The following is a 13,709-nucleotide window of genomic DNA, read 5'->3' as shown; positions in this document are numbered from 1 at the left end:
GTGCAAGGATCTGGCCACGCCGGCTGTGGGGGGCGCGGTGGCCGGTCAGCCGTGCGGGAGCACCGCCCGCCGCGTCGCCCACGCCGTGAGGGAGGCGAACGCGGCGAGCACGGCCACCGTCAGCAGCGCGGTCGGGAGCGAGAACCAGTCCGCCAGGAAGCCGATGGCCACCGGGCCGACGAGGATGCCGCCGTAGCCGAAGGTGGAGGCGGCGGCGACACCGCCGGGACCCGCGAGGTCCCCGGCGCGCCCGATGGCGATGGGGAAGACGTTCGCGAGACCCAGCCCTGTGAGCACGAACCCGGCCAGGGCGAGCCACACCGAGGGCGCCAGGGAGCCCAGCAGCATGCCGCAGCAGCCCAGCGCGCCGCCCGCGATCAACACCCGGTCGGGGCCCAGCCGTTCGACCAGGGTCGTCCCCGACAGCCGCCCCAGCGTCATCGCCCCGGCGAACACCGAGTACCCGGCGGCGGCCAACCCGGCGCCCGCTGACAGGTCGTCGGCCAGGTGCAGGGCGCTCCAGTCGGCCAGAGCGCCCTCACCGTACGCCGTGCACAGGGCGATCAGACCCAGTACGGCGACCAGCCACCGCGCGCGCCCGGGCGCCCGTGCGGCGTTGCCCGTCGCCTCGGCACCGTCCCCCTCGCGCCGCGCGGGCTCGAGCGGGAAGCGCAGCAGCGGCCGGGCGAACAGGAGCGCGAGCAGCAGCCCAGCGGCGGCGAGCAGCAGCAGGTGCCGGGTCGGGCTCAGCCGCCCCGCGACCAGGCCGCCCAGGCCCGCGCCGAGCATCCCGCCGAGGCTGAACGCGGCGTGGAAGCCGGGCATCACGGGGCGGCGCAGCGCGGCGATCAGGTCGACGGCCGCGCTGTTGAGGGCGACGCTCATGCCTCCGTACGCGGCGCCGAAGACGAGCAGCACCAGGCCGAGGGCGAGCGCCGAGCGGGTGAGGGGCGGGAGGGCGACGCTCAGCGGCAGCAGCAGCCCGCAGACGAGCACGACGGGTTGGCTGCCCAGGCGCGAGCAGAGTCTTCCTGTGAGCATCATGGTGGCCACGGCGCCCGCTGAGACGCCGAGCAGGGCGAGGCCGAGCGCGCTGGACGACGCGCCGGTCTGCGCCTTGACGGCGGGGATGCGGACGACCCAACCGGCGAAGAGGAAGCCGTCGAGAGCGAAGAAGACTGTCAGGGTGATGCGGAAGCGGCGCAGGTCCGGGCGAGGGGAGGCGGCGGGTGGACGACCGCGGTGCCCCGTTGCACCGGCGAGCGCCGACCGTATTTTGTTCAGTGTCGGCACAAAGAGAGAATAGAGGCGTGACCCAGACGCGTACAACAAGGCTGGAGCGAGGGCGTTCGGCACTCGGACCCGCGCTGGAGCTGGTCCACACCGGGCAGGCGCCCACCCGCGCGGTGCTCACCGCCGAACTCGGCGTGACCCGGGCGACAGCGGGAGCCGTCGCGAGTGAACTCGAAACCCTCGGGCTCATCACCGTCGACCCCCACCCCACGGCACCGGTCGGCACCCAGGGCCGCCCCTCCCACCGGCTGGCCGTCAACCCGCGCGGCCCGGTGGCGCTGGCCGCCCAGATCCACGCGGACGGCTACCGCGCCGCCCTCGTCGGCCTCGGCGGGCACCTGGTGGCCACCGCGCCCGGCTGCGGCACCGTGGACGCCGACCCGGCACAGGTCATCAGCGAAGTCGTCCGAACGGGCGCCCAGTTGCTGAGCGACACCGGGCGGCGGTGCGTCGGCGCCGGACTCGCGGTGCCCTCCGCCGTCGCCGAACCCGAGGGAACCGCGCTCAACCCCCTGCACCTGGCCTGGCAGGCGGGCGCCCCCGTGCGCGACACCTTCCGCGCCTGCCTCGCCGAGTCCGGCATCACCCACGCGGCGGGCGGCCCACCGGTCACCGGCTTCGCCGCCAACGACCTCAACGTGGCGGCCCTCGCCGAGTACCGGCACGGCGCGGGACGCGGAGCCGGACACCTGCTCGTCGTCGGCACAGGACACCAGGGCGTGGGCGGCGCCCTGGTACTCGACGGCCGTCTGCACACCGGCAGTTCGGGCCTCGCCCTGGAGGTCGGCCACCTGACCGTGGACCCGGGCGGCCGCCCGTGCCACTGCGGCAGCCGCGGCTGTCTTGACGTGGAGACCGACCCGGCCGCCCTCTTCGCCGCAGCCGGACGCACCCCGTCCGACCGCGACTCGCTGCTGGCCCAGGCAGGTGAACTGATCCGCACCGAGTACGCCACCGACGCCCGGGTGCGCGCGGCGGCGGGGCGGCTCGTCGACCGGCTCGGCCTCGGACTCGCGGGGCTGGTCAACATCCTCAACCCCGACCGCATCGTGCTGGCCGGACTGCACCGCGCCCTCGTCGAGGCCGACGGGGAGCGGCTGCGCGGCGTCGTCGCCGACCGGAGCCTGTGGGGCCGCAGCGGCAGCGTGCCGGTACTGCCCAGCGCGCTGGAGCACAGTTCGCTGGTCGGCGCCGCCGAACTGGCCTGGCAGCCCGTTCTCGACGATCCGATCGGTGCGCTGGGAGGATGAACCCATGCGGATCGAAGCGGGACGCGCCCGCGAACTCGACGTACTCCAGGAGATCGAACGGGCGGCGGGGCGCTGGTTCCGCGACATCGGCATGGACGAGATCGCCGACGACGAGCCGCCCACGCTGGAGTCGCTGGGCAGCTACGCGCGCTCCGGCGGCCTGTGGGTCGTCACCCCCGAGCCCGGGAGCCGGCCCGTCGCCTACGCGCTGACCGAACCCGTCGACGGCTGCCTGCACGTCGAGCAGATCTCCGTGCACCCCGACAGTGCGCGCCGCGGTATCGGCCGCGCCCTCCTCGACGAGCTGGCGGCCAGGGCGGCCGCCGACGGGATACCCGCCCTCACCCTCACCACGTTCGCCGACGTGCCCTGGAACGCGCCCTACTACGCGCGCCTGGGCTTCCGGGCCCTCGCCGCGGGCGACCTCACCCCCGGGCTGCGGCAGATCCGTGCCGACGAGGCCGCCGCGGGCCTCGACCGCTGGCCCCGCCTGTGCATGCGCCGCGAGACGAGCCGCCCGGTGGGCCCCGCGCCGGCCCGGAGCCCGTACTCCCCGCGAGGTACCTCCGTTGCCGCCGGCCGTACGACGACCAAGCCGCCCTCCGGCGCGCACCCTCGATAGCGAGCACACACCACGGCCCGCTACCGAGGAGCTGAGAGAGATGGACCTGCTGGCGCACTGGCACGACGGCGGGGGCCCCGGCCCCTGGATCCTGTTCTTCCCGCTGGTCTGGGCGGTCGTCGTCGCCGGCGGTGTCACCCTGCTGCGCCGCACCGCGGGGCGCGGTCGCCGCGCGCCCTGGCAGCCGCGGACGGCGCACGGCCACCGGACTCCGCGCGGCACGGAGACGCCGCTCGACCTGCTCGGTCGCCGCTTCGCCCGCGGAGAGATCGACGAGGACGAGTACTGGCGCCGCACCTCCGTGCTCAGGGCGAGCCTCAGCGAGGGGGACGGTGAAGCACAAGGCGGCAGGCGATGAGCGTGCCGCTGCCGCCGGCCGGGGCCGCGGTCCTGTGGGGGCTCACCCCGTGGGGGCCGTCTCCGCCTCCACGGGGGTCGGTACGGCCGCGGCGGGGGAGGTGTGCGGCCGCCGCCCCACCCGGGTGGCGGCCCGCGCCGCGTGAGGCCCTGACTCCGAAGACGTGCCCGACCCCTCCGTCCCCGTACTGGAGCGGCGGCGGGGAGCCGCCTTCCGCGGGGGCGCGGGCAGCGCGAACCAGACGGTCTTGCCCGAGCCGTCGTGCTGGGTACGCACGCCCCAGCTCTCGCTGATCGCCGCGACCAGCGCGAGCCCCCGCCCGTGCGTGGACAGCTCTTCCCGCCGCGCCCCGGCACCGCGGGCGGCGTGCGGCAGCCGCGGGTCGTGGTCGCGGACCGAGACCGTCAGGCGGTTCCAGACGAACGAGAGCTCGACCGTGCAGTGTTTGCCGGCCGGGGCGGGGTTCTCGCCCACCGCCTCGTCGCCCGCCGCATGCTTGAGGACGTTGGTCAGCAACTCGGTCAGGCCGAGGCTCGCGGTGTCGACGAGGGTCTCCAGGCCCCAGTGGCACAGCTGTGCGGAGACGATGCCGCGCACCTCGCCGATGCGTGAGGGCAACGCCTGGAACTCCACGGCGCAGTGCCGCCCCGGGGCCGGGGTGGTGTGCTCGGTCGTGCTGCTCAATGGACTGATCACGACGCGACTCCCTGCCTGCTTCGGAACCGCCCCGCAAGAGGGCGGGGCCGGACCACCACATGTGACGTGTGTGCACGTGCGTTACACGGTCAGCATGCGACCCGGAGAGCAGGCCCGCAACGCGGAGCGACGGTGTGACTACCGTCCGCGTCAGGTGCCGAGTACGCCACGCTCGGCTGCGGACTTCGCCCGGGCCGTCCGCACCGCCGACAGCAGGCCCTCGCGGTGTCTGAGGCCCAGCCGGAGCACGTAGCTTCTGCCGCGCAGTGTCGCCAGCGCCTGATCGCGCAGCCCGTAGCCGCTGATGCGTACCTCGTCCACCGGCGCGCTGTCGATCTCACTCCCATAGCTGGTCATCAGCACCAGCTCGCCGTCCCGCACCAGCACGTGGCCGGCCCGGGTGAGTGAGCGAAGCATCCGCCGTATCCCCACGCCGGTCGCGTCGAACTCCGGATCCACCACGACACACCGCCTCCCACCGGGTCATCCCGCGAAGGTACCCCCGAACAGTGCGCACACACCCCCGGAAGGCCCACCCCTTGCCAGGAGCATGCCCAGGTCCGCCTCCGTCTATCAGCCCGCCCCTATGATCGACTCCGTGAGCGCCACCGAACCCGCCCCTCCCGTCCCCGGCCTCCCCACCCAGGACGTGGACCGCAGCGACGCCGACCGCCGCGCATGGCTCAAGGAAGCGGTGCGCAAGCTGCGGGCCGAGAGCGGCCGCAGCGCCGACACGCACCTGCTCTCCTTCCCGCTCCCCGAGGAGTGGGACATCGACCTCTACCTCAAGGACGAGTCGACCCACCCCACGGGCAGCCTCAAACACCGGCTGGCACGCTCGCTGTTCCTCTACGCGCTCTGCAACGGCTGGATCCGCCCCGGACGGCCCGTCATCGAGGCCTCAAGCGGCTCCACGGCGGTGAGCGAGGCCTACTTCGCCAAGCTGATCGGGGTGCCGTTCATCGCGGTGATGCCCCGCACGACCAGCCGCGAGAAGACCCGGCTGATCGAGTTCCAGGGCGGCACGTGCCATCTGGTGGACGACCCGCGGACGGTGTACGAGGTCTCCGCCCGGCTCGCAGCCGACAGCGGCGGCCACTTCATGGACCAGTTCACCTACGCCGAACGGGCCACCGACTGGCGCGGCAACAACAACATCGCCATGTCCGTCTACCAGCAGCTGTGCACGGAGCGGCACCCGGAACCGGCCTGGATCGTGACCACGGCGGGCACCGGGGGCACCTCCGCCACCTTCGCGCGCTACATCCGCTACATGCAGTACGACACCCGGGTGTGCGTCCCGGACCCCGAGAACTCCTGCTTCTTCGACGGCTGGACCCGGCGCGACCCCGACGTCACCACCGAGGCGGGCTCCCGCATCGAGGGCATCGGCCGCCCCCGGATGGAGCCGAGCTTCGTGCCCGGCGCCATCGACCGCATGATGAAGGTTCCCGACGCCGCCAGTGTGGCCGCCGTGCGGATGCTGGAGCGGGCGCTGGGCCGCAAGGCGGGCGGCTCGACCGGAACCGGGCTGTGGAGCGCCCTGCTCATCGTGGCCGAGATGCTGGCCCACGGCGAAAGTGGCAGCGTGGTCACCCTGTTGTGCGATCCGGGCGAGCGCTACCTCGACAAGTACTACTCCGACGCCTGGCTGGCCGGGCAGGGACTGGACATCTCCCCCTACACCCGCACCCTGGAGCGCTTCTTGACCACGGGGGAGTGGGTCTGATGACGGAGAGCGGCCCGGAAGGGTGGGGGAGCGGGGTGCGGCAGCGGGGTGAGCCGCGCCCGCCCGGCCGAACGCGCGTCAGCCGCTCGTGGGCCGGACGGTGTCCATGATCTTCTCGATGTCGGCGTCCTTCAGCGCGTGCGGCACCCCCTGGTCCGCGTACATCACCCACCCGTGCATGGTGCCGTCGGGGAGCTTCTGGGCGATGCTGTGCACGACGGCCTTCGGCGGCACACACGAACTCGGCCGGTGGGTGACGGTGACCTCGGCGGTCGCGGTGTAGCCCTCGATGCCGCCGTGCTTGTAGGGCTCGGCCTTGCTCACCTTGATCTTCGGCTTGTGGTCCTCGCCGCCGTACGCGGCGAAGCCCCAGTTGCCCGCCCAGTTGCGCGCGTTCTCCGCCAAGGTGCCGTCCTTGCCGCCGCCCGTGGTGCCGACGGTGGCGAGCTGTCCCTTGCCCGCCGCACCGATCGCGTCCGGGTTGGGGCTCGACGCGCAGCCGCCCTCGCGGTAGTTCGCGGTTCCGGTCATGACGACGATCGGCTTGCCGTCCTGCCCCGTGTAGGAGAGGGCCGTGCCCTTGTCGAGCACCTTCCACTTCGCGGCCTTGCCCGGCACGTCGTAGCGGAAGTGGTGCTTGGGCATGGACTGCGTCTGCCACCCCGAGTGCAGCGGCTCGTCGGCCGACGGGCTCGACGGGGCGGAGGAGGAGGCGTCACCCGAGGGGGCCTTCGAGCCGGCGGCGCCGGTGTCCTTGTCCGCGGTCTTGCCGTCGTCGTCGCACCCGCTCAGTGCGAGGACCGTGCCGATGCCGAAGGCCGCGAGCAGGGTCCTCTTCCTGCGGGGGGAGGGGATCGGGGCCGACTGCCGGTGGGGAGCGAGGTGCGGGAAGAACTTTGACCGAGACATGATCACCACTCTAGGTGAACCGCGATGTCCCTCCTGCACCCGGGCCGATCCGCACCGCATCCCTTCCTCAGGCGCGCAGCCGGCCCTCCAGCTTCCGCATCGCGTCCCTGAACGAGGCCCTGATGCCCGGCCTGCCCAGGCGCAGCGCCGCGTGCAGCACCGGCGTACCGTCCACGGCCATCGTCCAGCGCACCCGCGTGCTGCCCGCGGGGGAGAGCCGCAGCTCCCAGTCCTCCATCATCGCCCGGACACCGGGTGCGCTGGTGCGGTCGATGCGGTAGGCGTAGCGCTGGGAGGGGTGGGCCGCCACGATCGTCTCGTCGAAGAAGCCGCCGCCCTTCAACCGGACGGCGCGCCCCGAGCCGCCCCGCGTCGGCCGCACCTCGGTGACCGCCGTGAACCAGCACGGCCACGCCGTCACGTCGTCGGCCAGCGCCGCGTACACCGTCTCGGCCGGCGCCGCCACGTCGGCGACGAAGGAGAGCCGCAGCGGCGCGGTGTCGGCGAAGTCGAGTCCGACCGAGCGCAGTTGACGAGCCATACGGGCGACCCCCAGAGAGCGGACGAGTGCAGGAAAGCCCCCAGCGTAGCCGCGGCCCCGGCACCCCCGACGTGCCCCCGCCCGCCCACCGGGACGCGGCCACTCAGGGGCGTGGAGACCAGCCGGGAGCCGCGTCCCCCACTCTCAGGGCAGTACACCTAGAGCTCGTCCGGCTCCTCGGATCCTGCCTCCTGCTCGCCGGCCACCACCAGCTCAGGCAGCCTCTCCTGCATCTCAGCGCGCGCCTCGGACGGCAGCCCGCCGTCCGTCACCAGTGTGTCCACCTGGTCCAGCGAGGCGAACGAACTCAGGCCCACCGTGCCCCACTTGGTGTGGTCGGCGACGACGATCACCCGGCGCGCCGAGCCCACGAAGTGCCGGTTGGTCTCGGCCTCCGCCAGGTTCGGCGTCGAGAGCCCCGCCTCCGCCGATATCCCGTGCACGCCCAGGAACAGCGCGTCGAAGTGGAGCGAGCGGATCGCCGCGTCCGCCACGGACCCCACCAGCGAGTCGGACGGTGTGCGCACCCCGCCCGTCAGTACCACGGTGGCGGCGCCGGGGCGACTCCCGGAACCCTGGCCGCCGCCGGAGCGCTGCGCGGCGTGGAAGACATCGGCGACCCGCACCGAGTTCGTCACGACCGTCAGATTCGGCACGTCCACCAGATGCCGCGCCAGCGCGAACGTCGTCGTCCCCCCGGACAGGGCGATCGCGCTGCCGGGCTGCGCCATGGTGGCCGCCGCGCGGGCGATGTCCTCCTTCGCGCTCAACTCCAGCGAGGACTTGGCCTCGAACCCCGGCTCGTGCGTGCTCGCCTCGGCGACCGGCACCGCGCCCCCGTGCACCTTCTCCAGAGCGCCCTGCCGTGCCAGCGCGTCCAGATCCCGCCGCACCGTCATGTCGGAGACCGACAGCTTCCTGGTCAACTCGTTGACCCGCGCCCCACCCCTGCGCCGTACCTCCTCCAGGATCAGCGCACGCCGCTGCTCGGCGAGGAGGTTCTGGTTGTCGCTCACTGCCCTTCTCCGTTCCGTTCCCGCCTGGTGTGACCGGCACCGTCGAGGCTGTGGGGAGGCCCCTGGTGGGGGCCATCCTCCCACGCGCGCAACAGGCACGCTCAGGCCGGGAACCGGCACTCCGCACGCCACCTTCACCCCTGAGGGGGTAGCACGGGGGCCGCTCGGCGGTGATGCTGTCCTGTGCGCGGACGTCCGCACAGCTGACACACCGTTCGGGGGATCCGGGGGAAGAAGCACAGTGCCGTCACACCACACAGACCCGCCCGCGGACCAGGCGGGCGGCCTCTCGCTGGAACTGCTCGTCCACGGTGTCGGGGGAACGACGCCGTCCGAGATGCTCGGCGACCCACGCACCGTCCGCGTCACCGGGGACCGCACGGCGGCCGTGTACCGCCGCACCGAGGACGAGGACGCCGAAGCGCACCCCGAGGACTACGCGGACGAACCGGTGCGCGAGGCGTACTGCTGGTCCAACCTCACCTCGGGCAACGGAGCCCGTGCCCTGTGGCTGATGCTGCTGCCCTTCATGGTCGTCAACCTCGCACACTGGACCAGGCCCGCCTCCCGCGGCCGCCGCACCACCGAGCGCGCCCACGGACTCCTCGTGCGGCTGACCGCGCTCTCGCTGACCGTGCTGCTGGTCGCCGCCGCCTGCGAGGTCGCGCTCGATCTGATCGCCTGGCAGTGCGCGGGGAGCAGCGCGTGCGCCCGCGACCGCTCCTGGCTCGCCTTCATGGCTCCCGACGCGTCCGCGGGCCACGGCGGCTGGTGGAGCCAGCCGGGACGCAGGCTCGCTCTCGCCGCGGTACTGCCCGCGGGACTCACCGTGCTGCTGTGGTGGCTCTCGCACCGCACGTGGAGCGCGTACGAGTCCCAGCCCCCGCTGGAGCGCCCCGTCCCCGAGGACGACCCCGCCGCCGAAGGGCGCCCGCCGCTGTCCCTGCCCGGATTCTGGTACGGCAAGCGGCTCGTCGCCCGGCTGCGTGCCGCGCACACCGCGGCCGGTTTCCTCACCGTCGCCGCCGCGCTGACCGCCGCCGCCACCCGGCAGGACCGCAGGCCGGGGGGCAGCGCGGCACTGGACGCGGTGGGCTGGGCGTTGGAGAGCCTGGTGGTGGCGGGCGGCCTGTGCGTGCTCTTCGTCGTGGGCCGCAGGGGGCGCAAGGAGAGCGAGCCGGACGACCGTATCGACAGCCTCACCGTGCGGGTACTGCCCGGCGCCTCCGCCGGCGTGCTGGTGCTCGCCGTCGTGCACAGCGGCTGGAGCCGCCCGGGCTGGACCTCGGGCGGCTCCCTCCCGGGCGACGAGACCTTCAGCGTCCTCGCGGTGCTCCAGGGCACGCTCGTGATCGCGCTCGGCGCGCTGAGCCTGCGGCTGCACCGCACCACCCGCCTGCCGCGCACCGCGCTCGCCGGACTGGCCTCGGCGGCCGTCGCCATGCTGGCCTGCGCACTCGGCGGACTGCTGTCCGGCGGAGTCTCCCAGCGGGTCGGCGACTGGCTGGACGGGCCCGGCACCCCCGGTGAGGGCGACGGCCACATCGGCGGCCCGCCCACGATCCTCACCTGGCAGGCCTCCGTCATCCCCGTGCTGCTCACGCTCGTGCTGCTGCTGGTCTGCTGGTTCGCCTACCGCGTCTGGCGCGACGCGCGGCGGTTCACCGACGACGTCACGGCCGGCTACCCCGGCTGCGTGCCCGACCCGACGCGCTCCCGCAGGATTGCCGCTGCCATCGCGCGGGCCGGCCTCACCGACGAGGCGGCCTGGCTCGCCGCGACCGTCGCCGTGGCCACGCTCGTCCTCGGCGGTGTCGCCGTGCTCGGCACGCTGACGACCGGCCAGGTACCGGGCGAGGCGACCGAGGGCGCACCCGCCGTCGTGGCCGGTTTCGCCGACACCGTGCAGGCCCTCGGCTCCTGGCTGATCGGCTTCGGCTTCGTCCTCCTGCTCACCTGGGGGCGCCGCGCCTACAAGGACCCCTCGGCGCGCCGCACCGTCGGCATCCTGTGGGACGTGGGCACCTTCTGGCCGCGCTGCGCCCACCCGTTCGCACCGCCGTGCTACGCGGAGCGCGCGGTGCCCGACCTCGCCTGGCGGATGGCGCTGTGGACGGACCGGCAGCCCACCCGGCGCCTGGTGATCTCAGGACACTCGCAGGGCAGCGTGCTGGCGGCAGCCGCCGTCTGGCAACTCGATCCGGGCACGCGCCGCCAGATCGCCCTGCTCACCTACGGCTCACCCCTCGAACGCCTCTACGGGCGCTGGTTCCCCGCCTACTTCGGGCCCGCGCGGCTCGGCGCGCTCCACGGCGACCTGGAGTGCTGGCGCAACCTGTGGCGGCTCACCGACCCGATCGGCGGTCCGGTACGGCCCGAGCGGGCCGAGACCTCCGAGCCCGGACCGCCCGCCACGTGCCGGGGCGTCGACCGCGGCCCGCTGCTGGACCCCCTCGCCTACGGCCGCACCCCCGCGCTGCCGCTGCCCGAGCCGATCCTGGCCCACAGCGACTACCAGGCCGACCCGGCCTTCGAACAGGAGCGCGCCGGGCTGCTCGCCCGCCTCAAGGAGCGCTCCGCGCACACCGCCGAGGAGCCGAAGAGCACGCCGAGCCACGGTGCCGATCACGCACCCGGTGCGGGCATACCGCGCCAGCCCGACCCCGTGGCGGACCCGGAACCGGAACGGGCGCACGCTCAGGCGGAGCGGGGCAGGTCCTCCGGATAGAGCAGGGTCAGGTCCTCGGTGGTCGGGTCAGGCAGCTGCGCGACCCGGCCCGCGTGCCGCTCGACCATCGCCTCGAACGTCTGCCGCGCGGTGCGCCCGTTGCCGAACGAGGGGCCCTTGGGCAGCCGCGCGAAGTAGCGCAGCAGCGCCTGGCGGGCACCCTCGCTCAGGTCGTACTCGTGCTCGTCCGCCTGCTGTTCGACGATCAGCAGCAGCTCCTCGGGCGCGTAGTCGCCGAAGGAGATCGTGCGCGAGAAGCGGGAGGCCACACCCGGGTTGGAGGCCAGGAAGTGCTCCATCTCGGTGGTGTAGCCCGCGACGATCACCACCACGTCGTCCCGGTGGTCCTCCATCAGCTTCACGAGCGTGTCGATGGCCTCCCTGCCGAAGTCGCGGCCCGCGTCCTGGGGCGCCAGCGCGTACGCCTCGTCGATGAACAGCACACCGCCCTTGGCCTTCTCGAACGCCTCCTGCGTGCGGATCGCCGTGGAACCGATGTGCTCGCCCACCAGATCGACACGCGAGACCTCCTTCAGGTGGCCGCGCCGCAGCACCCCGAGGGAGCGCAGGATCTCGCCGTAGAGCCGGGCCACCGTCGTCTTTCCGGTGCCGGGAGAGCCGGTGAAGACCAGATGCCGCCGTGCGGAGGCCGCCTTGAGACCCGCCGCCTGCCGCCTGCGGCCGACCTCGATCATGTCGGTCAGCGCGCGGACCTCGCGCTTGACGCCCTCCAGGCCGACCAGCGCGTCGAGTTCGCCCAGCACCTCCTTGGGAGCCCGCGCCTCCTGTTCGACTCCCTCAGTCGCGGCGCTCTCGTCACCGGCCGGTGCGGCTTCGGTGCCCGGGCTCGCCGTGCGCTGCCGCGGCACGGTGACCGTGGCGGTCAGCAACCCCGGCGTGCCCTGTGCGGGCGAGGGGGCGGTGCCGAGGGCGGGCGCGGCGAGCGGTGCCACGGGCGCCGCGCTCTCGTCGCTGGTGCAGTCCTCGACGGTCGGGCCCTCCTCCGCGAACTCGTAACCGCCGCGCGCGCACCGCTCCGTGCGGCAGCGCCGCAGCGTGGTACGGCAGCCGTCGATGACGTGGAAGCCGTAGCCGCGCGAGCCGGTCACCCGGCAGTTGTGGAAGGTGCCCCGCCCCTCGGCCGAGACGTAGAAACCGGCTTCCGCGGCGCCGCTCACCGTGCAGCGCTCCACCGTCGGATCGGCGCCCTTGGTGACGATGACGCCGGTCGCGGTCTCGTCGACCGTGCAGCCGCTGAGCACCCCGCCGCTGCCGTGGTCGCGGAACCAGGCGCCGGTGCCCGCCTTGCTGATGCGCGAGTCGTCCAGCTGGACGACGGCACCGTCGCTGACCGAGACGGCGGTGCCGCGCACCTGGGACAGATCGCTGTCGAGCACGTCGGCGCGCGAGCCGCGGTCGAGGACGAACAGCGCGTCGGGCACCGTGTGCACCCGGCAGGTGTCCAGCACGGCGGTGGCGCCGTCGCTGACCCACACCGCCGGATAGTCGCCGGTGCTCTCGTGTATCTCGCAGCCGTTGGCGTCCACGCGGGTGCCCGGATCCCACACCGACAGACCGTTGCGGCCGAAGCGCCGCACGGTGGAACGCGTCAGCGTCAGCACCGAACGGGAGCGCAGATCGACGGCGTTCTCGGGGATGTCGTGGATGTCGCAGTCGGCGAGGGTGACCACGGCATCGGTGTCCAGGGTGACGCCGTCCGCCGAGGTGCGGTGCACCCGGCAGTCGGTGAAGTGGCCACTGGCGCGCGACGCCACCCGCACACCACTGCCCTTGATCTCGTACACCTCGCAGCCGACCGCCTCCAGCGTGCTGCCCTCGCCCTGGAGCGTGATGCCGGCGCCCGAGGCCAGGTGCACCCGGCAGTGCGCCAGCCGCGGCCGCGCGCCGTCGCGCACGAGCACGCCGGACTGCCCGGCCGCCACCACCTCGCACTCCTCGTAACTGCCGCTCGCCGCGCCCATGATGCTGAGCCCGAGCCCCGCCGGGTTGTCCACCGTGCAGCGCCGCACGGTGGGACGGGCACCGCCGCGCACCTCGATACCGGCCGCCGAACGGGTCATCACCCGCAGCCCGGCCAACTCGGGCGCCGCGTCCTCGACCAGCACGGCGGGAACGGCGGAGTCCTGGCCCTCGATCTGGAGGTCCTGGACGAGGGCGGCGGAGCGCAGGGTCAGCGCCACCCCGTCGGCGGGCGCGATGCGGACCGGGCCGCCGCCCGGCCTCTCGGGCCCGCGCAGGGTCACCGTGCGCTCGATGACGAGGTTCTCCCGGTAGGTGCCGGGCGCCACGGTGAGGACGTCACCGTCACTCGCGGCCTCCAGCGCCGCCGACAACGACGCGTACTCGCCCGTGCGCCGCCGCCAACGCGACGTGCCGCCGTGCGTCACCTGGACCGAGCCCTGTGCCATGGAGTGCTGTGCCCCAACCTCGTGCGATGCAAGATGCGTTGTCCCTGGCACGGATCGCGGAGTGCGCCGTCCGTGCTGGTCGCACCACCGTAGCGTGCGCCGGTGCTCCGGGTTGACGGGTACGGGCGAGTGACCCGT

General features: G+C 73.7%; 12 protein-coding genes. 5 read left to right on the top strand and 7 right to left on the bottom strand.

Annotated elements, in window-relative coordinates; genetic code table 11:
* Positions 1-45: 45 nt before the first annotated feature.
* Complete coding sequence (locus tag MMF93_RS03220; protein ID WP_242749356.1) at positions 46-1,293, bottom strand: MFS transporter; 1,248 nt, start codon at positions 1,291-1,293, stop codon at positions 46-48.
* 17 nt (positions 1,294-1,310) lie between these two features.
* Between MMF93_RS03220 and MMF93_RS03215 the strand changes: the two genes are divergently transcribed.
* Genes MMF93_RS03215 through MMF93_RS03205 form a run of 3 tightly spaced genes read left to right on the top strand, consistent with a single transcriptional unit; the run spans position 1,311 to position 3,523 of the window.
* A complete protein-coding gene (locus MMF93_RS03215; protein WP_242749354.1) occupies positions 1,311-2,543 on the top strand; it encodes an ROK family protein in 1,233 nt (410 codons plus the stop codon).
* A 4-nt stretch (positions 2,544-2,547) separates the two neighbouring features.
* Positions 2,548-3,165 carry a GNAT family N-acetyltransferase gene (locus MMF93_RS03210; protein WP_341483226.1) on the top strand — a complete coding sequence of 206 codons (618 nt, stop codon included), beginning with the start codon at positions 2,548-2,550 and terminating at the stop codon, positions 3,163-3,165.
* A gap of 40 nt (positions 3,166-3,205) precedes the next feature.
* Positions 3,206-3,523 (top strand): SHOCT domain-containing protein, encoded by a 318-nt coding sequence (locus MMF93_RS03205; RefSeq protein WP_242749352.1) that lies wholly within the window; start codon positions 3,206-3,208, stop codon positions 3,521-3,523.
* Between the two features lie 42 nt (positions 3,524-3,565).
* Here the strand turns inward: MMF93_RS03205 and MMF93_RS03200 are convergent, their stop codons facing one another.
* Together MMF93_RS03200 and MMF93_RS03195 are read right to left on the bottom strand one after the other, a co-directional pair.
* Positions 3,566-4,219, bottom strand: coding sequence for an ATP-binding protein (locus MMF93_RS03200; protein ID WP_242749351.1), 654 nt, complete (start codon positions 4,217-4,219; stop codon positions 3,566-3,568).
* 150 nt (positions 4,220-4,369) lie between these two features.
* Positions 4,370-4,681 carry a hypothetical protein gene (locus MMF93_RS03195; protein ID WP_242749350.1) on the bottom strand — a complete coding sequence of 104 codons (312 nt, stop codon included), beginning with the start codon at positions 4,679-4,681 and terminating at the stop codon, positions 4,370-4,372.
* 124 nt (positions 4,682-4,805) lie between these two features.
* Here MMF93_RS03195 and MMF93_RS03190 point away from each other — a divergent pair, with 124 nt between their 5' ends.
* The gene (locus tag MMF93_RS03190; protein ID WP_242749349.1) at positions 4,806-5,948 is read left to right on the top strand and encodes a PLP-dependent cysteine synthase family protein; all 1,143 of its coding nucleotides are present in this window, start codon (positions 4,806-4,808) and stop codon (positions 5,946-5,948) included.
* Between the two features lie 78 nt (positions 5,949-6,026).
* On the opposite strand, the gene MMF93_RS03185 is transcribed toward MMF93_RS03190, so the two are convergent.
* From MMF93_RS03185 to MMF93_RS03175, 3 genes are all read right to left on the bottom strand, one after another.
* Complete coding sequence (locus MMF93_RS03185; protein ID WP_242749348.1) at positions 6,027-6,857, bottom strand: DUF8017 domain-containing protein; 831 nt, start codon at positions 6,855-6,857, stop codon at positions 6,027-6,029.
* A 67-nt stretch (positions 6,858-6,924) separates the two neighbouring features.
* Entirely contained in the window at positions 6,925-7,398 is a 474-nt protein-coding gene (locus tag MMF93_RS03180) for an SRPBCC family protein (RefSeq protein ID WP_242749347.1), read from the bottom strand.
* 158 nt (positions 7,399-7,556) lie between these two features.
* Positions 7,557-8,414: a DeoR/GlpR family DNA-binding transcription regulator gene (locus MMF93_RS03175; RefSeq protein WP_242749345.1), complete on the bottom strand. Its 858-nt coding sequence runs from the start codon at positions 8,412-8,414 to the stop codon at positions 7,557-7,559.
* Between the two features lie 241 nt (positions 8,415-8,655).
* On the opposite strand from MMF93_RS03175, the gene MMF93_RS03170 reads away from it, so the two are divergent.
* The gene (locus tag MMF93_RS03170) at positions 8,656-11,142 is read left to right on the top strand and encodes a hypothetical protein (protein ID WP_242749343.1); all 2,487 of its coding nucleotides are present in this window, start codon (positions 8,656-8,658) and stop codon (positions 11,140-11,142) included.
* On the opposite strand, the gene MMF93_RS03165 is transcribed toward MMF93_RS03170, so the two are convergent.
* A complete protein-coding gene (locus MMF93_RS03165; RefSeq protein ID WP_242749342.1) occupies positions 11,112-13,571 on the bottom strand; it encodes a right-handed parallel beta-helix repeat-containing protein in 2,460 nt (819 codons plus the stop codon). The two genes, MMF93_RS03170 and MMF93_RS03165, sit on opposite strands and share 31 nt — an antisense overlap.
* Between the last annotated feature and the right edge of the window lie 138 nt (positions 13,572-13,709).

The organism is Streptomyces tubbatahanensis (assembly GCF_022699385.1).
GTDB lineage: Bacteria > Actinomycetota > Actinomycetes > Streptomycetales > Streptomycetaceae > Streptomyces > Streptomyces diacarni.
Note: the sequence above shows the minus strand (reverse complement) of the source record. Positions and strands in the feature narration are given on the sequence as shown.